20 protein-coding genes and 2 tRNA genes are annotated in these 23,302 nt (G+C 39.4%); 15 read left to right on the forward strand and 7 right to left on the reverse strand.

Going from position 1 to position 23,302, the window contains the following annotated elements; genetic code table 11:
- Window positions 1–281: 281 nt before the first annotated feature.
- The 5 genes from trxB to infA all read left to right on the forward strand — a co-directional run bounded on the left by trxB (window position 282) and on the right by infA (window position 6,286).
- On the forward strand, window positions 282–1,232 hold the full coding sequence (gene trxB, locus ATS75_RS02995) for a thioredoxin-disulfide reductase (protein WP_058558930.1): 951 nt from the start codon (window positions 282–284) through the stop codon (window positions 1,230–1,232).
- Between the two features lie 386 nt (window positions 1,233–1,618).
- Window positions 1,619–4,432: a bifunctional aconitate hydratase 2/2-methylisocitrate dehydratase gene (locus ATS75_RS03000; protein WP_082665377.1), complete on the forward strand. Its 2,814-nt coding sequence runs from the start codon at window positions 1,619–1,621 to the stop codon at window positions 4,430–4,432.
- A 131-nt stretch (window positions 4,433–4,563) separates the two neighbouring features.
- Window positions 4,564–5,280 (forward strand): leucyl/phenylalanyl-tRNA--protein transferase, encoded by a 717-nt coding sequence (aat, locus tag ATS75_RS03005; RefSeq protein WP_058558932.1) that lies wholly within the window; start codon window positions 4,564–4,566, stop codon window positions 5,278–5,280.
- Complete coding sequence (locus ATS75_RS03010; RefSeq protein WP_058558933.1) at window positions 5,273–5,977, forward strand: arginyltransferase; 705 nt, start codon at window positions 5,273–5,275, stop codon at window positions 5,975–5,977. Before aat ends, ATS75_RS03010 begins: the two co-directional genes overlap by 8 nt.
- Window positions 5,978–6,067: 90 nt before the next feature.
- Window positions 6,068–6,286, forward strand: coding sequence for a translation initiation factor IF-1 (gene infA, locus ATS75_RS03015; RefSeq protein WP_002962494.1), 219 nt, complete (start codon window positions 6,068–6,070; stop codon window positions 6,284–6,286).
- Window positions 6,287–6,464: 178 nt separating this feature from the next.
- Here infA and clpA read toward each other — a convergent pair whose 3' ends face one another.
- Window positions 6,465–8,729 (reverse strand): ATP-dependent Clp protease ATP-binding subunit ClpA, encoded by a 2,265-nt coding sequence (clpA, locus tag ATS75_RS03020; protein WP_058558934.1) that lies wholly within the window; start codon window positions 8,727–8,729, stop codon window positions 6,465–6,467.
- Window positions 8,730–8,798: 69 nt separating this feature from the next.
- On the reverse strand, window positions 8,799–9,107 hold the full coding sequence (gene clpS / locus ATS75_RS03025; protein WP_180270382.1) for an ATP-dependent Clp protease adapter ClpS: 309 nt from the start codon (window positions 9,105–9,107) through the stop codon (window positions 8,799–8,801).
- Between the two features lie 209 nt (window positions 9,108–9,316).
- Between clpS and cspD the strand changes: the two genes are divergently transcribed.
- Both cspD and ATS75_RS03035 read left to right on the forward strand, forming a co-directional pair.
- Window positions 9,317–9,532 carry a cold shock domain-containing protein CspD gene (gene cspD / locus ATS75_RS03030; RefSeq protein ID WP_058558936.1) on the forward strand — a complete coding sequence of 72 codons (216 nt, stop codon included), beginning with the start codon at window positions 9,317–9,319 and terminating at the stop codon, window positions 9,530–9,532.
- A 439-nt stretch (window positions 9,533–9,971) separates the two neighbouring features.
- Window positions 9,972–12,194 (forward strand): NADP-dependent isocitrate dehydrogenase, encoded by a 2,223-nt coding sequence (locus tag ATS75_RS03035; protein WP_058558937.1) that lies wholly within the window; start codon window positions 9,972–9,974, stop codon window positions 12,192–12,194.
- 106 nt (window positions 12,195–12,300) lie between these two features.
- Here the strand turns inward: ATS75_RS03035 and ATS75_RS03040 are convergent, their stop codons facing one another.
- The 3 genes from ATS75_RS03040 to ATS75_RS03050 all read right to left on the reverse strand — a co-directional run bounded on the left by ATS75_RS03040 (window position 12,301) and on the right by ATS75_RS03050 (window position 15,875).
- Window positions 12,301–13,542, reverse strand: a complete 1,242-nt coding sequence (locus tag ATS75_RS03040) for an amidohydrolase family protein (RefSeq protein ID WP_058558938.1) — start codon at window positions 13,540–13,542, stop codon at window positions 12,301–12,303.
- Between the two features lie 12 nt (window positions 13,543–13,554).
- A complete protein-coding gene (locus ATS75_RS03045) occupies window positions 13,555–14,937 on the reverse strand; it encodes an amidohydrolase (protein ID WP_058559080.1) in 1,383 nt (460 codons plus the stop codon).
- Between the two features lie 152 nt (window positions 14,938–15,089).
- The gene (locus ATS75_RS03050) at window positions 15,090–15,875 is read right to left on the reverse strand and encodes a hypothetical protein (protein ID WP_058558939.1); all 786 of its coding nucleotides are present in this window, start codon (window positions 15,873–15,875) and stop codon (window positions 15,090–15,092) included.
- Between the two features lie 342 nt (window positions 15,876–16,217).
- On the opposite strand from ATS75_RS03050, the gene ATS75_RS03055 reads away from it, so the two are divergent.
- Complete coding sequence (locus tag ATS75_RS03055; RefSeq protein ID WP_058558940.1) at window positions 16,218–16,583, forward strand: DUF3718 domain-containing protein; 366 nt, start codon at window positions 16,218–16,220, stop codon at window positions 16,581–16,583.
- A 60-nt stretch (window positions 16,584–16,643) separates the two neighbouring features.
- On the opposite strand, the gene ATS75_RS03060 is transcribed toward ATS75_RS03055, so the two are convergent.
- Window positions 16,644–17,339, reverse strand: coding sequence for a hypothetical protein (locus tag ATS75_RS03060; protein WP_058558941.1), 696 nt, complete (start codon window positions 17,337–17,339; stop codon window positions 16,644–16,646).
- Window positions 17,340–17,463: 124 nt separating this feature from the next.
- Between ATS75_RS03060 and ATS75_RS03065 the strand changes: the two genes are divergently transcribed.
- Both ATS75_RS03065 and ATS75_RS03070 read left to right on the forward strand, forming a co-directional pair.
- Window positions 17,464–18,324, forward strand: coding sequence for a fructosamine kinase family protein (locus ATS75_RS03065; RefSeq protein ID WP_058558942.1), 861 nt, complete (start codon window positions 17,464–17,466; stop codon window positions 18,322–18,324).
- Between the two features lie 152 nt (window positions 18,325–18,476).
- Window positions 18,477–18,680 carry a CPXCG motif-containing cysteine-rich protein gene (locus ATS75_RS03070; protein WP_058558943.1) on the forward strand — a complete coding sequence of 68 codons (204 nt, stop codon included), beginning with the start codon at window positions 18,477–18,479 and terminating at the stop codon, window positions 18,678–18,680.
- Here ATS75_RS03070 and ATS75_RS03075 read toward each other — a convergent pair.
- A complete protein-coding gene (locus tag ATS75_RS03075) occupies window positions 18,677–19,303 on the reverse strand; it encodes a riboflavin synthase (protein ID WP_058558944.1) in 627 nt (208 codons plus the stop codon). The genes ATS75_RS03070 and ATS75_RS03075 overlap by 4 nt on opposite strands.
- Before the next feature lie 147 nt (window positions 19,304–19,450).
- Here ATS75_RS03075 and ATS75_RS03080 point away from each other — a divergent pair, with 147 nt between their 5' ends.
- The 5 genes from ATS75_RS03080 (at window position 19,451) to ATS75_RS03100 (ending at window position 23,225) form a co-directional block, all read left to right on the forward strand.
- The gene (locus ATS75_RS03080) at window positions 19,451–20,803 is read left to right on the forward strand and encodes an MATE family efflux transporter (protein WP_058558945.1); all 1,353 of its coding nucleotides are present in this window, start codon (window positions 19,451–19,453) and stop codon (window positions 20,801–20,803) included.
- The gene (locus ATS75_RS03085) at window positions 20,784–21,848 is read left to right on the forward strand and encodes a DUF3080 family protein (protein WP_058558946.1); all 1,065 of its coding nucleotides are present in this window, start codon (window positions 20,784–20,786) and stop codon (window positions 21,846–21,848) included. The genes ATS75_RS03080 and ATS75_RS03085 overlap by 20 nt, the downstream gene beginning before the upstream one ends.
- Window positions 21,849–21,966: 118 nt before the next feature.
- Window positions 21,967–22,043: transfer RNA gene (locus ATS75_RS03090), tRNA-Val, on the forward strand.
- A gap of 46 nt (window positions 22,044–22,089) precedes the next feature.
- Window positions 22,090–22,166, forward strand: a tRNA-Val gene (locus tag ATS75_RS03095).
- Between the two features lie 168 nt (window positions 22,167–22,334).
- Window positions 22,335–23,225: a substrate-binding periplasmic protein gene (locus ATS75_RS03100; RefSeq protein WP_058558947.1), complete on the forward strand. Its 891-nt coding sequence runs from the start codon at window positions 22,335–22,337 to the stop codon at window positions 23,223–23,225.
- Window positions 23,226–23,302: the final 77 nt, after the last annotated feature.

Here is a 23,302-nt window from a genome sequence, read left to right on the forward strand (position 1 = left end):
TATTCATTTAGGTCACCCTACTGGAGGGCCACAAATCAAAATTAGCTAAAACATATCAAAAAAAATCAATTTGGTCATGAATTAACGATAGTACTTAGATTAATAGTGGTTTAATAGTTCATATATCATACAGATTCGTCATTTTGTACACATCTAGTACACAATATTTGACAGCTGTGTGATTTGCTCAAAAAAATAATCAGCGCTTTTATTTACTTCCCCCTTGTTTCTCTTAAAATCGGGCACATTAATACGCTATCAAAACGTTTAGGATAAAAAACATGAGTGAAGCAAAACATTGTAAGTTACTAATTTTAGGTTCAGGCCCTGCCGGATACACAGCAGCGGTATATGCAGCACGTGCTAATTTAAACCCAGTATTAATTACAGGTATGCAGCAAGGTGGACAACTTACAACCACAACTGAAGTTGAAAACTGGCCAGGCGATGCTCATGGTTTAACAGGTCCTGCCCTTATGGATCGTATGAAAGAGCATGCTGAACGTTTTGAAACTGAAATTGTTTTTGACCACATTAATAAAGTTGATGTGTCAAAGCGCCCATTTACTTTAACGGGTGATCAGGGAACGTATACATGTGATGCGCTCATTATTGCAACGGGTGCCTCAGCTAAATATTTAGGCCTAGAGTCTGAGACAAATTTTCAAGGTCGCGGTGTATCAGCGTGTGCTACCTGTGATGGTTTTTTCTATAAAGGCCAAAAAGTAGCAGTAGTTGGTGGTGGTAATACTGCGGTTGAAGAAGCACTTTACCTTTCAAACATTGCAGATGAAGTACATGTTATTCACCGTCGTGATAGCTTCCGCAGTGAAAAAATATTAGCGGACCGTCTAGCAGAGAAAGCAGCTAATGGTAATGTTGTATTACATTACAACCGTACTTTAGATGAAGTACTTGGCGACCAAATGGGTGTCACAGGTATCCGCATTAAAGATGCTCACTCTGACGCGACTGAAGAACTTGATTTAGCCGGTGTATTTATCGCTATTGGTCATAAGCCAAACACAGACATGTTTGTTGACCAGTTAGAAATGAAAGATGGCTATTTAGTTGTTGAGTCTGGGCTTAATGGTAATGCGACACAAACAAGCGTACCAGGCGTATTTGCAGCAGGTGATGTATCTGACCATATCTACCGCCAAGCAATTACATCTGCAGGCACGGGTTGTATGGCTGCTCTTGATGCTGAACGTTATTTAGATAATTTGTAAGTTACAATTTAATAGTATTTTTGAGGGCTGATATATCAGCCCTTTTTTATTTTTAAAAAAAACACATTAAAATGTTAATTGCTAGACAAAGGTAGAACTGCTTTTTTAGCCGTACTCATCTATAACTTATATTACATAGCTAAATGTGCGCTTTATACTAACCACTATTCATGGTAATTATAGTGAAAATTCATTTTATATATACAAGTAATGGGATAAGTGCGATAGGATCTAAAGTAATGCAATTAGTATCGTCAAAGTATAGCAAGTAAAACTGGCTATTATTATAGCTAGGCAAAACACTTTGTTCATTTGGGCATTACTCGTAACTGAAAATCAGTTAAAATGCTCAGCTTCATATCAAGTAAATATACCGAGAGTTTTCTATGAGTTTGTATACACAATATATGGAAGAAATCCAAACCCGTAAAACGGAACTTGGATTAAACCCAAAACCAATCGACAGCGCAGAGTTACTATCTGAAATCATTGCTCAAATTAAAGACACAAATAATGAGCACCGTAAAGATTCTTTGAATTTCTTTATCTACAATACCTTACCTGGTACAACAAGTGCTGCGGGCGTAAAAGCACAGTTCCTAAAAGAAATTATTCTAGGCGAAGAGTCTGTAGAAGAAATCACTGTCGATTTTGCATTTGAACTACTTTCACACATGAAAGGTGGTCCATCAATCGAAATGCTCATTGATTTGGCATTTGGTGAAGACGCAACTATCGCTGCACAAGCCGCTGACGTACTGAAGACTCAAGTATTCTTATACGATGCAGACATGGCTCGCTTAAAAGCAGCCTATGAAGCAGGCAACGCTGTTGCTAAAGATTTGTTAGAAAGCTTTGCACAAGCTGAGTTCTTCACCAAGCTACCTGGCATCGAAGAAAAAATCGATGTGGTAACCTACATTGCTGGTGAAGGTGATATCTCGACTGATTTACTTTCTCCAGGTAATCAAGCACATTCACGTGCTGACCGTGAATTACACGGTAAATGTATGATCACTGAAGAAGCACAACAAGAGATTGTTGAACTTCAGAAAAAACACCCACAAGCTAAAGTTATGCTTATAGCAGAAAAAGGCACGATGGGCGTTGGTTCATCTCGTATGTCGGGTGTTAATAACGTGGCACTTTGGGCTGGTAAACAAGCAAGTCCTTACGTTCCATTTATTAACATTGCCCCTGTTGTTGCGGGTACAAATGGGATCGCACCAATCTTCTTAACCACGGTTGATGTAACGGGTGGTATTGGTCTTGACCTTAAAAACTGGGTGAAGAAAACCGATGAAAACGGTAACACAGTAACTGATGCTAATGGCGATGCTGTACTTGAAGAAGCATACTCTGTGGCAACGGGCACTGTATTAACAATCAATACGAAAGAGAAGAAGCTTTATAACGGTGACAAAGAATTAGCGGATATTTCATCAGCATTCACACCACAAAAAGTTGAATTCATGAAAGCAGGCGGTTCTTACGCTGTTGTATTTGGTAAAAAGCTTCAAACATTTGCTGCTGAAACGCTAGGTATTGATACACCCCTTGTCTATGCTCCTTCAAAAGAAATTTCGCATGAAGGCCAAGGCCTAACAGCAGTAGAAAAAATCTTTAACCGTAATGCGGTAGGTGTGCTTTCTGACTCTCCACTGCACGCTGGTTCAAACGTGCGTGTTAAGGTGAACATTGTTGGTTCACAAGATACAACCGGTCCAATGACTTCTCAAGAGCTTGAAGCAATGGCTGCTTCAACGATTTCACCACTTGTTGATGGTGCATATCAATCAGGTTGTCATACGGCTTCAGTGTGGGATAGCAAAGCGCAAGCAAATATTCCAAAACTAATGGCGTTTATGAATAAGTTTGGTCTTATCACTGCACGTGACCCGAAAGGCGTTTACCATGCAATGACTGACGTTATCCATAAAGTATTGAACGACATTACAATAGACGACCGCGCAATCATCATTGGTGGTGACTCGCATACACGTATGTCAAAAGGTGTTGCATTTGGTGCCGACTCAGGAACTGTTGCTGTTGCCCTAGCAACGGGTGAATCAGCGATGCCAATTCCTGATTCAGTTAAAGTGACCTTTAAAGGAAAAATGGCTAAGCACATGGATTTCCGCGACGTTGTACATGCAACGCAAGCGCAAATGCTTAAGCAATTTGGTGGCGAGAACGTGTTCCAAGGCCGTATCATCGAAGTACACATCGGTACCTTGATGGCTGACCAAGCGTTTACCTTCACTGACTGGACTGCAGAAATGAAAGCGAAAGCGTCAATCTGTATTTCTAATGACGAAACACTGATCAAGTCAATTGAACTGGCGAAAACACGCATTCAAATCATGATCAACAAAGGCATGGATAACGAAGCACAAACGCTGCAAGGTCTTATTGACTTAGCTGACAAGCGTATCGCGGGCATCCAATCTGGTGAAGAGCCTGCTCTATCTCCAGATGACAACGCTAAATACCACGCTGAAGTTGTGGTTGATTTAGACCAAATCGTTGAACCAATGATTGCCGATCCAGACGTAAATAACGATGATGTATCGAAGCGTTATACGCACGATGTGATCCGCCCGGTATCTTTCTACAACGACAAGCCAGTTGATTTAGGCTTTGTTGGTTCGTGTATGGTTCATAAGGGCGATATGAAAATCATTGCTCACATGCTACGTAACCTTGAAAAGAAAAATGGTTCAATTGAATTCAAAGCACCATTGGTTGTTGCGCCACCAACATATAACATTGTTGATGAGCTTAAAGCTGAAGGCGATTGGGATATCCTAGCTAAGTACGCTGGTTTTGAGTTTGACGATGCAAAACCTAAAACAGCGGCACGTACTAAGTATGAAAACATTTTATACCTAGAACGCCCAGGCTGTAACTTATGTATGGGTAACCAAGAGAAAGCTGAACCAGGCGATACTGTTATTGCTACTTCAACACGTCTTTTCCAAGGCCGTGTAGTAGCCGATACATCTGAGAAAAAAGGTGAATCACTACTAGGTTCTACGCCATTGGTAGTACTTTCTACTGTACTTGGTCGTTTCCCGACTATGGAAGAGTATAAGTCTTCAGTTGAAGGCATTGATCTGACATCATTCACACCAGTTGAAGAAGCAATGACAACTAAATATGATGCTGCACAAGCAGTACCAGTTAAAGTTGTTAGCTAATTAGATTGAGTTAATGGTTCAAATAAGCGCGTTTTTATAACGCGCTTTTTTTATGCCTAGAATTTGTTGTTTGTGATTTTAAAGCAACAAGTTACAATTTATCTGCTCGCGTAGTAACAAGAAACGGTGTGATGACAAAACAACTTTATCAATTATCCCAAAACCATTTTAATTTTCCTGATCCGCAGCATGCTCTAGATGATCCTGATGGGCTGCTTGCTGTAGGTGGCTGTTTATCTGTTTCGCGGTTAAAAAGCGCTTATAGTCAGGGGGTTTTTCCGTGGTTTAGTGAATACGAACCTATTATGTGGTGGTCGCCGAGTGAGCGTGGCATTATTGAGTTTGCTGATTTTTATGTCAGTAAAAGTTTGCGTAAGCATTTACGAAAACACCCCGTTACGGTGACGATTAACACCGCTTTTGATGAGGTGATTGAAGCTTGTCAGCAGCAACGGATTGACGCTGAAGGGACGTGGATCACCGATGATATGCTCAATGCCTATAAACAAGCCCATTTAGACTCTCTAGCCCACAGTGTTGAGGTGTGGGATGACGACAGCCTTGTTGGTGGTTTGTACGGCATAATGCAAACTGGGGTGTTTTGCGGCGAGTCTATGTTCCATCACCAAACAAATTGTTCAAAGCTTGCGATGTGGGCGCTGGTAAATTGGCTTAAACGCCACAATGCCCATTTCATTGATTGCCAACTAGAAAACCCCTATTTAATGTCTTTAGGTGAAAAAGTTGTACCTAGAGCTGATTTTTTAACTAAACTTGAACAAGCAGCAAGTTACAAAATCCCGGCCACTATGTGGCAAGCTCAGGAGCTTACGGCAATTTATGACTGAACATCTTCCAGCACGTTTAGGCTTGAGCCAACAATTTGATTGCAGTTATTTAGGCGACCGCCAAGAACAATTACTGGTTATTTTAGATCCAAGTTGTTACAGCAGTAGTAAATTTGAATCGTTACTTGGTTTAGGTTTTCGCCGAAGTGGTGACCAAATTTACCGCCCTCACTGCCCAGCATGCAGTGCTTGCAAGTCTGTGCGTGTTTTAGCTCAGGACTTTTCGCCATCAAAATCGCAAAAACGTAAACTTAATAAAGCAAAAACACGCTTTAAAGTAAAATATTCAGAGCAAGAGCGCCCTGAATATTATCCACTCTATAGCAAATACATAACCGAGCGCCATCAGGATGGTTCGATGTTTCCACCTGAACAATCACAATACCAAAGTTTTTTATTTTGTCACTGGTTACCCATTACGTTTATTGAACTTTGGGATGATAATACACTGGTTGCGGTTGCTGTAACTGATTGTATGAACAACGCTATATCTGCTATTTATACTTTTTTTGACCCAGACTATGAACACTTCAGTGTAGGCACTTTAATGATCTTAGAGCAGATAAAGTTCGCCCAAACGTTTAATAAAGAATATGTCTATTTAGGTTATCAAATAGACGAATGCGCTAAAATGCGATACAAAACACAGTTTTTACCTGCCGAAAATAGAGTTGGTGACATTTGGCTGGCCATTTAATTTACAAAAATAGCCGCTGTAGCTTTACTTATTGGTGTATTTTGGGCAAAATCTGCATCGTTTAACTATTAAAGAGGTGTTACGCTAAACATGGCGAAAGAAGACGTAATCGAAATGCAAGGAACGGTCCTTGATACTTTACCAAATACAATGTTCCGAGTTGAGCTTGAAAATGGTCACGTAGTAGTGGCTCACATTTCAGGTAAAATGCGTAAAAATTATATTCGTATTTTAACCGGCGATAAAGTTACCGTAGAAATGACCCCATACGATTTATCGAAAGGTCGCATCGTATTCCGTGCTCGCTAAGTTAGTGCGTTAACGAAATATCAAGTTTTTAGCTAAGTTGATTAAGTAACTTAGTTACTTGCTACATTAGCTTTAAGCGTTTATTAAATGTAATAGAAAGCAACTCGCAGACTATTACATTTAATAAACAAAAAGCCCAGCATATGCTGGGCTTTTTGTTGTCTGCAAATTACAGAAATTATGCTGGTGTTAAATCGGTTTCAAAATCAAAACGCAATTTTTTATCTTTCAGTGACACTTTAACTGTGCCTCCTTCAATTAACTCACCAAACAAAATCTCATTAGCCAGTGGCTTTTTAAGTTGTTCTTGAATAACACGCCCCATTGGTCGTGCACCCATTGCTTTGTCATAACCTTGGTCCGCCAGCCATTCTCGCGCTTTTGATGTGAGTTCAAGGTTAACCGATTTTTTATCAAGCTGAGCTTGCAGCTCAACAATAAACTTATCGACTACCAATAAGATCACATCGCGTTCTAGGTGGTTAAACCAAATAATGTTATCTAAACGGTTTCTAAACTCAGGTGAAAACACTTTGTTTATTTCACTCATTGCATCATGTGAATGATCTTGCTCAGTAAACCCTATTGATTTACGAACCGTCTCTTGCACACCCGCATTGGTGGTCATAACAACAACAACATTTCTAAAGTCCGCTTTGCGGCCATTATTATCGGTTAATGTACCGTGATCCATTACCTGCAATAAAATATTGTAGATATCAGAGTGTGCTTTCTCTATTTCATCTAGCAGTACAACCGAATGCGGATTTTTAATGACCGCCTCAGTTAATAACCCCCCCTGCTCAAAACCAACATAACCAGGAGGCGCGCCAATTAAACGACTCACAGCATGACGTTCTACATACTCAGACATGTCAAAACGTATAAATTCAACACCCATACATTTAGCAAGCTGCTTAGTCACCTCTGTTTTACCAACACCCGTAGGGCCTGCAAATAAGAACGACCCCACTGGTTTGTCTTCGTTTGATAGTCCCGAACGCGACAAGCGAATTGCCGAAGTTAATGCATCAATTGATTGATCTTGCCCAAAAACAAGCATTTTAAGGTTACGATCAAGATTCTTAAGTGTTTCTTTATCACTTGAAGAAACACTTTGTTGCGGGATGCGCGCCATTTTAGCAACAATGGATTCTATATCTGCAACGCCAATCGTTTTTTTACGTTTAGAACTCGGTTGTAAACGCTGACTTGCCCCCGCTTCATCGATAACGTCGATCGCTTTATCAGGCAGATGGCGTTCGTTAATGTACTTAGCACTAAGTTCAGCAGCTGCTTTAAGTGCTTTTTGCGTGTAACGAATCCCATGATGTTCTTCATAACGCTCTTTTAAGCCATTAAGAATTTTTGTGGTATCAGCCACACTTGGCTCAAGCACATCAATTTTTTGAAAACGACGAACAAGCGCACGGTCTTTCTCAAAAATATTTTTATACTCGTTGTATGTTGTAGAACCCATACAACGTAATTTACCACTAGACAAAAGCGGCTTAAGTAAGTTAGAAGCGTCCATAACGCCACCAGAAGCAGCCCCTGCACCAATTATGGTGTGTATCTCATCAATAAATAAAATCGCGCCAGGTTGCGCCTGAAGCTCTTTTAACAGTGCCTTAAAGCGCTTTTCAAAATCACCTCTGTACTTTGTACCTGCAAGTAAAGCGCCCATATCAAGCGAGTAAACAACTGCTTCCGCGATAACGTCTGGTACTTGCTCATTAACTATGCGGTACGCCAAGCCCTCAGCGATTGCCGTTTTACCGACGCCTGCTTCACCCACCAACAGTGGGTTGTTCTTTTTGCGTCTGCATAGTACTTGAACTGTTCGCTCTACTTCATTATCACGACCAACCAGCGGGTCTATGTTGCCTTCTTTTGCCTGCACATTTAAGTTAGTTGTAAAATTATCAAGCTTTGTCGGTTCTTCACCCTGCACTTCTTGAACTTCTTCATGAATATCGTCGGACTCTCCTCCACCAATTTCATCGTCTGTTTTGCCGACGCCATGTGATATATAGTTGACGATATCTAGACGAGAAATGTCTGCCTTTTTCAGTAGATAAACAGCCTGACTTTCTTGTTCTGAAAATATCGCAACAAGCACATTAACGCCGGTAACTTCATTTTTTCCTGACGACTGCACATGAAATACAGCTCGTTGCAATACTCTTTGGAACCCCAGCGTTGGTTGCGTCTCACGCTCCTCTTCTAAATCAGGGATCACAGGCGTAGTTTCGTCAATAAATTCTGAGAGTTCAGTTTTAAGTACCGCCATATCAACAGAGCACGCATTAAGCGCTTCACTTGCAGAAGGATTATCTAGAAGTGCGAGTAACAGGTGCTCCACGGTCATAAATTCATGACGGCGAGTACGTGCTTCACGAAATGCCGCATTTAAAGTTAGTTCTAAATCTTTGTTTAGCATTGGCAACCCCTTAATGAGATATTATTTATATACCGTTGTGATGGGTATTTTGTTCACCCTACCTTGGTATTATTCCTGCTCACAACTACATAGCAGTGGATGCTCGTTATCACGTGCATAACGGTTTACCTGTTCAACTTTTGTTTGTGCAACATCTGCGGTGTAAACACCGCAGATAGCCCGCCCATTCTGATGAACTTGAAGCATCACATCTGTTGCTCTATCGCTATCCATATTAAAAAACGTCACTAGTACTTCTATCACAAAGTCCATAGGCGTGTAATCATCATTATTTAAAATGACTTTGTATTTCCGCGGTGGTTGTAGCTTTTGCTTTTCACTATCGCGAACTGTGTCTAAAACACCTGAATCTTTCATGCCACTCATAATTAAATATAGTCTTGTCTTTGGAACTCAAGCAAACTTGAATAAAAAAATAAATAAAATGTTAAAAAATAGTTTAAATCACTTGACTGGTAGTATAAATAAACTACAGTCAATTATAGATTGATTAAACCTTAGTCAGTCTATCAAATTATACGGTTTAGAATAACTAAATTAGTCAACTTATAGAAGGATGTAGAAGTATGGCTTGTGGTAAAGTCAAATGGTTCAATAACGCCAAAGGTTTTGGTTTCATCGTGGAAGACGGCTGCGAGAATGACATATTCGCACATTACTCAACGATTGTAATGGACGGTTATAAAACACTTAAAGCTGGTCAAGATGTAACATTTGAATTACAGCAAGGCCCAAAGGGCCTACACGCGACTAATATTGCTCCTAACGAAGAGTTAGTGTAGTTGTTAAAGAAGTGCAACACTACAAGCGAGCGACCTGTAAAGATCCTCGCTTAACTTTCCCTCTATTTTACTATCTAAAATACATCTAATTTATTTTCATTTTGAACTTCGAAATAGTGTTCTACCCTTGAAATTACCTTTTAGTGGCCCCATGTAGGATTTGTTATTAGCCCTTTTGCATCAAGCTTGTTACACTCTTTGTGCTTATAACCGCCTAAAAATGGCTGATTAGTGATAAAATTATGCTAATGGCTTATTTATTTAGCGGCTACATAACATTAAATTAAAAACCAGTTCGTCAGGTGTGATTATTGAATCATGTCATTGCTTGCCAATGACTCGCAGTATTAACACCTAACAGACTGATCATTGCCAGCATTGGTGATGATATTCTTTGCATTGTTGAATATGGCTTTATGCCAACTATCTAGGAATGATGATGACATCAAAAATTATCTATACTAAAACAGACGAAGCTCCGGCACTCGCAACGTATTCTTTGCTACCGATCATTCAAGCATACACAAATGCCGCTGGTGTTGAAGTTGAAACACGTGACATCTCTTTAGCTGGCCGTGTAATTGCTAATTTCCCTGACTACTTAACTGAAGAGCAGCGCATTGGCGATGCACTAGCAGAATTAGGTGAGCTTGCTAAGACACCTGAAGCTAACATCATTAAATTACCGAATATCAGTGCGTCTGTTCCACAATTACGTGCTGTTATCAAAGAACTACAAGACAAAGGGTATGCACTTCCAGACTACCCAGCTGAACCAAAAACAGACGAAGAAAAAGCAATTCAAGCGACCTATGACAAAATTAAAGGAAGCGCAGTAAACCCTGTATTACGTGAAGGTAACTCTGACCGTCGTGCACCTGGCTCTGTTAAAGAATATGCACGTAACAACCCACATTCAATGGGTGCGTGGAGCAAAGAGTCTGCCTCTTACGTTGCTAGCATGACAGAAGGTGATTTCTTTGGTTCTGAGCAATCAGTAACTGTTGAAGCACCAACTGATGTTCGTATTGAGCACGTTGCTAAAAATGGTGATGTGTCTGTGCTTAAAGCAAGCACTCCATTACTTGCTGGTGAAGTGATCGATGCATCGTCTATCAGCGCATCTAAATTGCACGCGTTCTTAGAAGCTGAAATTCAAGCAGCTCAAGACAAAGGTGTGCTGTTTTCATTACATATGAAAGCAACCATGATGAAAGTATCTGACCCAATCATTTTTGGTCACGCTGTAAAAGTATTCTATAAAGACGTATTTGCTAAACATGGCGAGTTATTTGAAGAGCTGGGTGTTGATGTAAATAATGGTTTAGGTGATGTTTACGCTAAGATCCAATCATTAGATGAAACAAAACGCACTGAAATCGAAGCTGATATCCAGGCTGTATATTCTAACCGCCCTGCTATCGCAATGGTTGATTCAGACCGTGGTATTACTAACTTACACGTTCCAAGCGATGTAATTATCGATGCTTCAATGCCTGCTGCTATTCGTTCTAGCGGTCAGATGTGGAATAACGACGGTAAATTACAAGACACGAGCTTTGTTATCCCTGATCGTTGTTACTCAAGCGTATATCAAGCAACGATTGATTTTTGTAAAGAGCACGGTGCATTTGATCCAACCACAATGGGCAGCGTACCAAATGTGGGCCTTATGGCTCAAAAAGCAGAAGAATATGGCTCTCACGACAAAACATTCGAAGCGATTGCTGACGGTGTAATTCGTGTTGTTGATGCAAATGGCGCTACTTTACTTGAGCATAATGTTGAGCAAGGCGATATTTGGCGCATGTGCCAAGTTAAAGACGCACCAATCCAAGATTGGGTTAAGCTGGCTGTAAACCGTGCACGTGCTACCGGTAATCCTGCTGTCTTCTGGCTTGACGAAAACCGTGCTCACGATGCGCAAATCATTAAAAAAGTAAATGCATATTTACCAAACCATGATATTGCTGGTCTTGATATACAAATTCTAGCGCCACTAGAAGCAACGCTTTTCTCTCTTGCACGCATCAAAGAAGGCAAAGACACTATCTCAGTTACAGGTAACGTGTTACGTGATTACTTAACTGATTTATTCCCAATTCTTGAACTTGGTACAAGTGCGAAAATGCTTTCAATCGTGCCGCTTATGAATGGCGGTGGTTTATTCGAAACTGGCGCGGGTGGTTCAGCACCTAAACACGTGCAACAGTTCGAAAAAGAAAACCACTTGCGTTGGGATTCTTTAGGTGAATTCTTAGCACTTGCTGCCTCGCTTGAGCACCTTAGTTCAACAACAGGTAACGCTAAAGCACAAGTACTTGCAGATACACTTGATAAAGCAACAGGTACTTTCCTAGCTGAAAATAAATCTCCATCTCGTAAAGTAAACGAAATTGATAACCGTGGTTCTCATTTCTTCTTATCTTTATTCTGGGCACAAGAACTTGCTAAACAAAATGATGATGCTGAGCTAAACGCTCAATTCACTCAAATAGCTGGTGATCTTGAAGCTCAAAAAGAGCAAATTGTTTCTGAACTTAACGATGCACAAGGTGTTTCTATGAACGTAGGTGGATATTTCCAACCTAACGATTCTGCTGCATTTGATGCAATGCGTCCAAGTGCTACATTTAACGATATTTTAGCTAAGCTAGTATAATTTTTAGGTGATTAATTAAAAGGCGCTCATTGAGCGCCTTTTTTGTATCCGTTGAATTGTAGATACAAAAAAGGCCGCGAATGCGGCCTAATTATAACCCTAAGGTTTACTTAGTGTATGCACGGGGCATATTTGACTCTGTCAAGTAACGATCTCTAAGTTTATCGTGACGCGATTCAGTAGACACCTCGACGCCATTGATAAACATTTTCGTCACGTGACTGTTTAGCTCAAATGGATCATCGTTCCACATCACCAAGTCGGCGGCTTTACCAACCGCAATACGACCTGCATTAATACCAAATACATCCGCTACATTCGCTGTAATTGCTTTTAATGCGCCTTCTTGCGTCATGCCATACGATACAGCATTACCGGCGTCAAAACGTAACTGATACACGTTATGGCTGCCATCTCCTGCAATCGCCAGTAAAACTTTAACGCCTGCTTTTTCAAGCTCACCTGCATTGGTTAAGTGAGCATGTAATGAATCAAAGCTGCCTGGTAAGTTATCCATCGCACTCATTATCACTGGTACTTGTGCATTGGCCAATTGCTCTTTAACAACAACGGCGTCTTGTGCACCTGAAATAACAAGGTTAAGTGAAAACTGTTCTTTAACTTTTATAAGTTCAATGATGTCTGATGCACGAGATGCCGTTACCAACAGTGGCATTTCACCGGCAAGTACTTGAGTTAAGACTTTATCTTCTGTACTTGGCTTTGCGTCATCTTTTTTGTCTTTTTTCGTTGATTTTTGCTGATGCTCGCTCAGCTTCTCAATTAACGACTTGAGTGACATTGCGCGTGAACCTTTGCGCTGTTCACCTAAATAAACAACCAATGCAGCCTGTGTTTGTTTAACGCTATCAAACTCACCGCTTAAATCGACTACAGTTGCAAGACCTGCAAAAATGCTATCACCACCGTGAGGTGTAACTACATCACGCGTTATACCGCCTTTACGCGCATATGGGATCAAGCTTGAACGAGGGTTAAACGCAAGGCTTGGATCAAAATCGATGCCTGCTTTGTCATCGCCAGCATCACGAGATCCTGCAACAGCACCAACTTCAACCAAACCTAACTGGTTCATACTGCCAATGAAACCGGCTGTAACAATTTGTCCTTGTGCATCAACAATATTATCAGCTTCAACCTTTGCAGGGTTAATAGCTGTAATTTTGCCATCGTCAAATACAATACTAGCGCCATTTAAAACGCCCTGCTCTGTCGATGTATGCACCGTGGCATTAATAATTGCGAAAGATTCAGCATTCGCAGCAGTACTCGCCAATAAACCAGCAGCAACTAGCGAGAGTGAAAATGAGTGTGTTAATTTTGTCATTCTAGTTACTCCTTATTTTTGACCTAACATGAAATCGCTTTGTGCTTGGAACGCTGTATCTTCACGGTCGTACACTTTCGCACCATCTACAAATACTTGCTCAGCTTTTGCGTAAACACTGAAAGGATTTTGATTCCAAATGACAACGTCACCCTGTTTACCTGCTTCAAGCGAGCCTGTTTTATCATCAATACCGAGCGACTTTGCTGCATTTACCGTGATCCACTTAATTGCATGCGCTTCTGAGATATTAAAACCATTATCATTTGCGCGGAACATTACTTTGCCCGCTTCTTGATTTAGGCGTTGAATCGTTGTGTCTGAATCTGAGTGAACAACCGCGCATGAGTTTTTAACTGCATCAACAATCGCGACGTTTTCTTGGACCATATCGTAGGCTTCCATTTTAAAGCCCCACCAGTCTGGCCAAAGTGCAGCACATGAACCATTTTCAGCTAGTAAATCAGCAATTTTGTATGCTTCAATACCGTGGTGGAAAGTACCAGCGTGGTAACCAAACTCTTTTGATAGGTCGATCATCATAGCCATTTCTTCTGCTTTATAGCAGTGGTTATGGATCATCACTTCGCCTTCTAATACACCACGTAAAGTGTCGTATTTAATGTCGCGATGAGGTACTTCTGGGTTTTTTCCTGCAGCGTAGTCAGCTTCATACTTATCCCACTCACGCTTGTATTCTGCAGCTCCAATCCATGCGGTACGATAGCCCGCCATGTTACCCATACGAGTCATTGGCAATATACCTTTGCGGCCATAAACCCGTTTAGGGTTTTCACCACAGGCCATCTTTAAGCCATATGGTGCATCAGGAAATTTCATTCCTTGCATTGTATGGGCTGGTACATTCTTTAAAGTAACACCACGACCACCGAATAAATTTGCAGAGCCAGGTAGGATCTGTAATGAGGTTATGCCGCCTTCACGTGCACGGTTAAAACCTGGGTCTTGTGGCCATACAGAGTGCTCAACCCATACCTCAGCGGTATTAGGGCTAGTCATCTCATTCCCATCTTGGTGCGACTCAACCGATGGATTTGGGTAGGCACCAAGGTGGGAATGCACATCGATTAAACCAGGTGTTACCCATTTACCCTGCGCATCAATTGTCACATCAGCGCTAGCAGATAAATCTTTACCTACCTGTTGCACTTTACCATCGACTAATAGCACATCAGCTTCTTCTAAGCGTTCACCAGTGCCCGTTAAAACAGTCGCGTTAGTAATTAAAGTGCTGGTTGATTTAAGCGGTGTGTAGGTACTCGGGTATGGGTTTTTATTTATAGTCACTTTTTCGTCTTGAGGACCGTTATCTTGGCAGCCCGCTAAAGCGACACCAAGTGCAACGACCAGCAATGAAGGAGCAAATTTTTGCATCATGTCAGTCTCTGTTGTTTTTTTGTTAATGTATATAAATAAACAGCATAAAGCTAAAAAATAAGCTGGAGCTGCATTTATTTAAGGTGAATGTCATTCCAATAAACCCATCAGAAATAAATTCATTGAGTTGCTTTAAAATGACACACAGATTATTTTTTTACATAATTAGTATAGAGCTTATCCAGCGCAGCTTGCGTTGAAAGGCTCGGGTCTTGATTAATAAAATACTTTACTGTCCGAGTGACAAAGTCTGAATTCTGTTTGTGTTGTTTTGAGAATTCTTTAATCAGGCAATTCCCATCTTTTGCCGCCGTGACTTTATCATGACGATGGCGGTATTGGCTTAGCGCTTTATTAAAATCACCTTGGTAATCTTCAACTAAAATTTTATAAAAATCACTTCGCTGAACTTTTAAGGTATCAATACAATAATTTAAAGCATCTTTAAAATCGTTAAATACACTACCCTCGACGTCAAACTCCGGGGTTTTTTCTCGAACAGTCACCTTCGCTTCTTCTGTTGCGTAAGTGAAACCTACAAATGCCATACGCTCAGCGGCTTCTTTACCTAATGTCATGCCTGCTTTTATACTGTGTGCAAATTCATCACTCATGTCAGCAAGCTCATTTTCATGCCACATATTATAGACACGCAGTGGCTTTGCGTACTTATTCGCTAATTTCTTTTTTAATGTACTAAAACGTTCATCAATGGTGAGTAATCGCTCATTGTGTAATAAAGCATGGCATTCATAACATGCTGCAATACTTATAAAATCAGCATCCTCACCAAGATCAATCGTACTTTGCAACATATGCAAAGGGGGGCAATGATCACGTTCTGTTGCCTCACAACCACAATAAAAACATTGGTTAAAGTTGTTTTGATTACATGCATAAGCGTGCTGGTAATATTGAGAAAACTTACTACTCACATCATCTCCATCGGGGAGTTAAATAATTATCGCGAATAATAGCAGTCTGAAAGTATATGTCAGCCACGATAATGAATAAAGTGTATTTACTCTAAAGTAAATGAGGTGTAAAGCCAATGAAAACAGTATGAAAATCGCTCAAATTCAAATATAAAATTGAAAAAAAACCCCGTGTATATGTGTCAAAATACATATTTAAAAGGATTAAATTACAGTAAGTTACTAAGGTTGTGTCTCAATGAAATAGTTCCTTACATCTTGTCGATTTTCATTAACAGCATTCTCTTAAAATTAAGCCAATAATTAACTCGTCAACTAAACATCAATACCTGGAGAATGATGATGAATACTGTAACAACTACACTAACTACGGCTCTTTTAATCGGCGCAGCCTCTCTTGCGTCAAGCAATACACATGCAGCTGAATTTATTGCTGCTGATAACACCCCTGCTACACAAGTATGTATGGCTGTAATAGCAAATAAGCCTATTACACTTTCAACCACAATGCGTGACTTGCGTATGAGTAAAAATACAGCCGTAAATAAATTACGTTGTAATGATATGGAATTGGCTCAATTTGCAGGCAAGTATGGCTTTAATAAAGCTGCAAAATTTTTAAATTTAGAGTCGAGTACAAAAACAAGCATTCAAGATTTAGCTAAACTAGACGACAGCACCATTTTAGTTGTGTCTGGCTCTAAATAAGCTATGCGTTATATTACCAATTAAGCAGGCGAGTCGTTAGCCTGCTTAAAATTTTTACAGTTAAATAATAGCTGCAATTAAACCAAATAAAGCACCAAAAAAACCACCCCATACAACAAGCCAGCCTAAATGTTCCCGTATCATTGTTTGAATAATATCTTTCACCATGGCAGGTGTTAGCTCATTCAGCCTATCATCCACCAGCCCTAATACGGTATTGTACAACGCATCCGAAGACATCGCTTCTTTAGTTAGCTTTTCATTCACAAGTTGCTTAAACTCTTCAGTTTCACTCAGTGTTATCAAAGAGGCTTTCATTTTTACTGTAAATGATTCGCGCATTGGCTCTATAGCTTGCGGACCCCCCAACATTGCTAGCATACTCCCAAACTGAGACTGTTCAATTACCTCTAGTAAACTATCAAAAGCTGGGTCTAAATTTACATCTTCAATAACGGGCTTTAGATTTATGTCTGGTTGTTTACCTTGCAGCAACTTAGCTATTTTATCCTTGGAGAAAAACTCTGTTACGACTAAGTCTTTAATGGCTTCTTTGAAACGCCCAAACTTCACTTGAATCACCCCTGAACCATACAAAAAAGGGACCTTTTCAAATAGCATATGGACAGCCAGCAAATTTGTGAAAGCGCCAGAGAGCGCAAATAAGCCTATTGAAAGTACAATATCGTGATCTAGAAAATAGCCTAATAACACCAATACTATTGCAGTTAAATTAGTGAGCATACTTTTGTTCATATTTCTCTCCAGGCGCTATTGAGTTATAACAAAAAACTGATTTTTGAATTTTACATACAAGAGTTTGTTTATTTAACTACTTTTTGCCATAGTTTAGTTATCTGTATAAAAGGTGAGCAATATTATGTGGAATACCGTTAATGAGCAGATCAGCCAAGCAATGCACTTTGATTTTAAGCATACCTTTAAACGCCAACTACAAAATACAAATGATCTCAAGGTGTATGAAATTAGCGATGGTACCCATCAATATTTAGTAAAAGTTGGCCACCATTCACAGCTCGACCGTTTTGAATGCGAAGCACATAGCTTACGATTACTCACGCAAGAAAGCCTCTTTATGGTACCAGATTGTATTACGGTAGGTGCAAATATTGAATTTTCATTTTTAGTTCTTGAATGGCTTACATTCGATCAACAACCACACACAAGCTGGCAAACAATGGGAAATCACTTAGCCAGCCTCCACCTTAAACATCAACAGGCAATGTTTGGATTTGACGACGATAACTTTTTAGGCCTTACAGTCCAACCTAATCAATGGCATAAAAAATGGGATGTATTTTTTGCTGAAGAACGAATTGGTTGGCAATTACAATTACTCGAAGAAAAAGGCATTGTCTTAACTGATAAAGAATACTTAATAGGTTTGGTTAAAGATTTACTTCATAGCCATGCAACCAAGCCCTCTTTGTTACATGGTAATTTTTGGCGTGGAAATATTGGCTTCATAAATACTGTACCCAGTATTTATGATCCAGCAAGTTATTATGGTGATCGGGAAGTAGATATAGCGATGAGTGAATTGTTTGGCCCATTACCTGACGATTTCTATACTGCTTATAATCATCTATACCCCCTCGCTGCTGGCTATGAAAAACGTAAGCGTATCTACCAATTGTATCCCATACTTAATAACGCAAATATTTATGCTGGTCACTATCTAGTTGAAGCAAAACAACAAATAGAACAGCTCATAAAATAACCTCTACTTTATTGTAAAGTGAATGTCATAAACAGCTAATTGAGACTATATTTAAGATAGGATTTTTGAACAAGACACCACCACAAAAGTACACTCAGGCGTATTATGAAATTTACAGGGTTGCTTTTGTTGATTTGAAGGTTGGAGTATTTATGAAAAATCAACTATCACAACGGATCAGTTGTCCGCACTGTGGGCACCATATACATATAACCCTTGACGCAAGCGAAGGCGACCAAGATTACTTTGAAGATTGCAGTGCCTGTTGCAACCCTATTCATTTTAATATGCACATTGACCATGCATACAACAAAATAGAGTTACATATTGACAGCGATAACGAGCAAATATTTTAACGCGCTTGTTTTGCTAAGTAATTTTCAACCGTATTAATAATTGTATACGTTTGTTGATCTACTTCTATATTTAGTCGGTCTTCAACTTGAGCATTACCAAGGTTTGTAATTGCAAGGGTTTCTGGAATTAAATGTAGCCAAAAGCCAGTGTCATCTGTTTCTCCAACAGTTAAACTAGCACCATTTATTGCTACAAACCCTTTATATAAAACGTATTTTTGCCATTCGCTAGGTAAGTTCAGCTTAATTTTACAGTTATTCTGGTCATTTATAATTTGTTCAACCACTGCGCAACAGTGAATATGGCCAGATATTATATGTCCACCTAATTCTGTGCCAAAAATCATCGAACGTTCAAAGTTAACATCGTCGCCCTTGGCTAAATTTCCTAAGTTCGTCAGCTTTAATGTTTCATCAATAACGTCAAAACAGACATAGGCTAAGTTATCTTCGCCTTCATAAAATTTAACAACTGTTAAACAGCAGCCATTAATAGCAATACTGGCACCAATTTCGAGCTTTGAAATAAAGTTTAGACCAACAGATAACGTTAGTCGCAATACCCCCTGCTGTACTTGGTGAGAAAAAACGGTTGATTTGGTTTGTACTATTCCCGTAAACATATATTTAAATGACCTTATGAATCCATATTTCTATAGTTTATAGAAAAGTTTATCATTTTAGGATCAGTGAATCATCGCTGTTAACTTTTATTCTGCTATAAATCAATTAAACTGGCATTCATTTATTTTAAATTTTTTGCGCGAACTATGACTTTTTGTATTTGGGAAGCGAAACGCCTTGTTTCGCTTGCGGTACCAGTATTTTTAGCACAAGTGACGTTGGTTTTGATGTCAGTGGTTGATACCATCATGGCAGGTCAAGTGAGTCCGACAGATTTAGCAGCCCTATCAATTGCAACTGGAGTTTGGAATCCTGCAATGCTTGCCTTACAAGGTATTTTGTTAGCCCTGACGGGGATCATCGCGCAATTTTCGGGGGCCAATGATAAAACGAATATCAGCCATTATTTTCAACAAGGTCTTTACCTTGCAGGCTTATTAAGTGTTGCAGGCTTCTCAATCGCTTACTTTGCCGATATGATAATTTTAAGACTCAATACTAGCCAAGCAATTGCTGCAATGGCCTATGACTATATTCATTTTGTTAAATGGGGGATTGTTGGGTTTCTAGTTTTCAGTGTTTATAGAAACATCACTGAAGGTATGGGAATGACTAAACCCGCTTTTTACATTAGCCTTATCGGGCTTGCTGTCAACGTACCAGCTAATTATATTTTTATCTATGGAAAACTAGGTATGCCTGCTTTAGGGGGAGCCGGTTGCGGGATTGCAACTGCCCTTGTGTTTACTGCTATGGCAATTGTACAAGTTGTTTATTGCCAGTTAAGTAAAAAGATAGATGCAAAAGGATTACTATCGGATTTTAAAGCTCCCAAGCTCTCAACAATGTGGATCATAACTAAAGTCGGTACACCTATCTCATTAGCCACTTTTTTTGAAGTCACCTTATTTGCATGTATCCCGCTATTTATTGCGCATCTAGGGGCCGTTGCTGTCGCTGGGCATCAAATAGCCGCCAGTGTAACCACCTTACTATTTATGATGCCATTGAGCTTATCTATTGCGATTAGTATTCGCATAGGTAATTTATATGGCCAGCACCATTTTAAGCAACTGAAACAGGCCGTTTCTACCAGTTACATATTAGCCGTTTTGATTGCTATATTACTTGCAACAATCACTTTCTTTGGTCGCGATCTCATTAGTCAGCTTTATACTGACGATAAACACGTGATTGCATTAGCAACCTCTATCTTGGTTTTAGCTTGCATCTATCAGCTTCCTGACGCATTACAAGTAGCTGCCAATGGCATTTTACGTGGCTTGAAGCATACAGCCCCTATCTCATATATTACTTTTATATCATATTGGCTTATTGGGTTTGCTTTGGGGTATGTTTTAGCGCGTACTGATTTAATAGTGCCAGCAATGGGCCCACATGGCTTTTGGATAGGTATTATTGTAGGCTTATCGGTAGCAGCTATACTTTTAATGTTAACAGTAACAAGACGATTTAAACGTGAACCATTTATCTCATAAAATACAATACAAACAGAGTAAGTTCACTTTATGTGCTGCTAATCTGTTTATCTTTATTTTACTTATTTTAATGACGGGTTGCAGCGAGCAACCCAGCGACATTCACTTTGAATATCAAAAGCGGTTATCCAATGCAGCTGATAAACCATTCGCAAAAGTAGAAAAGCTGAGTAATATTACCCAACCCATACCCGCGCCCTTTAATAAAAACAATATAAGCGTGGGTGTATTGCAATTAGTACAGCTTAACAAATGTGCTTTAAGCACATTAATTGCTGAGCATAATTCTCAACTTGGAAAACTAGCAACGCCTGCAAGTAAACTAATTTATCAAATAGAGTTTATTAAAGCTGCACCAGCGTGCTTAAAAGTACTTGATGAGAATTCTAATTCATATCAACAAATAAGCGCATCGTTAATAAATAAAAAAACATTACTTGCCAACCATTTCAAACATTTTCTATACAATGATGTGGAGCTTAAAAAAACATGGCAGCTTACTCATTATGAATTAGACACCAACTTCAATGGCCTCGTTGAAACAGAGCTTGCACTGAAGCGTATAGCTACAATTAAAGAACAAATAGATGCCAGTGACTATCAGAACATAAATACCCAGCATATATATCAAGGATTAGAGCAACTAAATAGGTTTAACTTTAATCAGGCATTAATAACAGCGAGTAGAAACCAAATATACTTAAATGAACTAACCACCGATTATCTAACAAATAATATTGAGTTAAGTACACTTTGTGACCCGTTAAAAAACAAAAAACAAGCACAGATAATCAGTAATATTTTTAAAAAGTTTTACCTTGAACAGCTACAACCATATCAATCACAACTTACTGGGGCACTTGAACGATTAATGCCTTACTACCACATATTATGGGGTGATAGCATGAATAGTCAGGCTGCATTAAACGAGCAGCTTTTTAATTCGAATGAAAAAAACTTACTCAACCGGCTAAAGAAATCAGCTAAAAACCATGTAGTTTGGTGGCAAAGTTTTTATAAGCAGTGTGAAATCAGCCCAATATGAATAAAAAAACGGCAAACAAACTAAAATTGAACGATCGAGCTTGATTCGCCTGTAAACACGCTATATATTAGCACCCGTTGTTTAGTATTAAGTACTTAACAATACTTAAATATATGATACGACCGTAGCTCAGTTGGTTAGAGCGCTACCTTGACATGGTAGAGGTCGGTGGTTCGAATCCACTCGGTCGTACCAAATTTATCGCTACCTAGTAATAAATTCAGTTTAAGTTTCATATTGTACGACCGTAGCTCAGTTGGTTAGAGCGCTACCTTGACATGGTAGAGGTCGGTGGTTCGAATCCACTCGGTCGTACCAACTTTAAAACTAATTAGTTTTTCTTCTATAATCTATTACAGTAAACCTTCATTCTGTCTAGACTTTTTCTAATCTGTAGTTAAGCGCATCGATGAACCATGAGCTTGTTATAAGCCAATTTCAGTCTAGAATTACATTATGTAGTGAATAATATAATGAAGGACTGAAGTGATAAAAAGTGTAGTGTTTGGACTTTTTTTCTGCGGCCTTGCTTGTGCATCTCCCCCACCAATTAGTTATATGCAAGGAGATGATCTCGTAACCGTAGAGGGGCAGCTAACCGATAGTGGTTATGGCTATAACTTAAATGCTGTTGAAGTACTCCAGTTAGTAACCTTAAACTGGCCGCCGTATATTGATGAATCTCTATGTGATTTTGGTTGGGTCTTTCAGGTCACCGTTGAGATGCTTATTTCACAAGGCTATGGCGTTGATGTGGCGTTTTATCCTTGGGCACGTGCTGTAAGAGAGGCTGAGCTGGGTAAAGCTGACATCTTATTTCCTGAATACTTTATTGATGACTCACTGAAATCTGATAACGTGCCATATAAAACACGTAATGAGCTATTGGCATTATCTGAAGCTATCCCCGGTGGGGACTTATCTCTTATTGCGTTAAAAGATAACAACGTTCAGTATGACGGCACATTAAACTCGATAAGAAGCGAAGTCATAGGCGTTATTCGAGCCTACAAAAATACTGTTGAGCTAGACAGGCTCATTGACAATGATCAAATTGCTACCATTGTTGTAAATAATGAGTTTCAGCTCGCTAACTTATTATTAAGTAAACGAGTGACCTTAATTGTGGCTGATCTTGATTCACTTTTAGCCAGTGTCGAAAAGTCACCAATCTCTACCAATCAAAAACAAATCATTAACAGCTCGCTTGTAGCTTTAACGCCCAGCTTAGAATATAAATACTTGCATTACTCTGTTAGTAAGAAAAATGCCCATTGGCAATCCCTATTACAAGCTATAAACACAAGAATAAAGGCAATGCATATAGATGAAGTGTTTGAGAAACAAATAAAAGAATCGAGTCATAAGTGTATATAGATCAATTAATTATTTTAGGTGGTCTACTTGTTATCCCCTACCACCTCAAGATGCAGAATTCAGGGTTTCACAGGGCT

The sequence above is a fragment of the Pseudoalteromonas sp. H105 genome (assembly GCF_001469215.1).
In the GTDB taxonomy this organism is placed as follows: Bacteria; Pseudomonadota; Gammaproteobacteria; order Enterobacterales; family Alteromonadaceae; genus Pseudoalteromonas.

Coding starts and splice junctions, on each gene's coding strand:
- trxB (WP_058558930.1), top strand. CDS start 282: ATGAGTGAAGCAAAACATTGTAAGTTACTAATTTTAGGTTCAGGCCCT.
- ATS75_RS03000 (WP_082665377.1), top strand. CDS start 1,619: ATGAGTTTGTATACACAATATATGGAAGAAATCCAAACCCGTAAAACG.
- aat (WP_058558932.1), top strand. CDS start 4,564: ATGACAAAACAACTTTATCAATTATCCCAAAACCATTTTAATTTTCCT.
- ATS75_RS03010 (WP_058558933.1), top strand. CDS start 5,273: ATGACTGAACATCTTCCAGCACGTTTAGGCTTGAGCCAACAATTTGAT.
- infA (WP_002962494.1), top strand. CDS start 6,068: ATGGCGAAAGAAGACGTAATCGAAATGCAAGGAACGGTCCTTGATACT.
- clpA (WP_058558934.1), bottom strand. CDS start 8,729: ATGCTAAACAAAGATTTAGAACTAACTTTAAATGCGGCATTTCGTGAA.
- clpS (WP_180270382.1), bottom strand. CDS start 9,107: ATGAAAGATTCAGGTGTTTTAGACACAGTTCGCGATAGTGAAAAGCAA.
- cspD (WP_058558936.1), top strand. CDS start 9,317: ATGGCTTGTGGTAAAGTCAAATGGTTCAATAACGCCAAAGGTTTTGGT.
- ATS75_RS03035 (WP_058558937.1), top strand. CDS start 9,972: ATGACATCAAAAATTATCTATACTAAAACAGACGAAGCTCCGGCACTC.
- ATS75_RS03040 (WP_058558938.1), bottom strand. CDS start 13,542: ATGACAAAATTAACACACTCATTTTCACTCTCGCTAGTTGCTGCTGGT.
- ATS75_RS03045 (WP_058559080.1), bottom strand. CDS start 14,937: ATGCAAAAATTTGCTCCTTCATTGCTGGTCGTTGCACTTGGTGTCGCT.
- ATS75_RS03055 (WP_058558940.1), top strand. CDS start 16,218: ATGAATACTGTAACAACTACACTAACTACGGCTCTTTTAATCGGCGCA.
- ATS75_RS03060 (WP_058558941.1), bottom strand. CDS start 17,339: ATGAACAAAAGTATGCTCACTAATTTAACTGCAATAGTATTGGTGTTA.
- ATS75_RS03065 (WP_058558942.1), top strand. CDS start 17,464: ATGTGGAATACCGTTAATGAGCAGATCAGCCAAGCAATGCACTTTGAT.
- ATS75_RS03070 (WP_058558943.1), top strand. CDS start 18,477: ATGAAAAATCAACTATCACAACGGATCAGTTGTCCGCACTGTGGGCAC.
- ATS75_RS03075 (WP_058558944.1), bottom strand. CDS start 19,303: ATGTTTACGGGAATAGTACAAACCAAATCAACCGTTTTTTCTCACCAA.
- ATS75_RS03080 (WP_058558945.1), top strand. CDS start 19,451: ATGACTTTTTGTATTTGGGAAGCGAAACGCCTTGTTTCGCTTGCGGTA.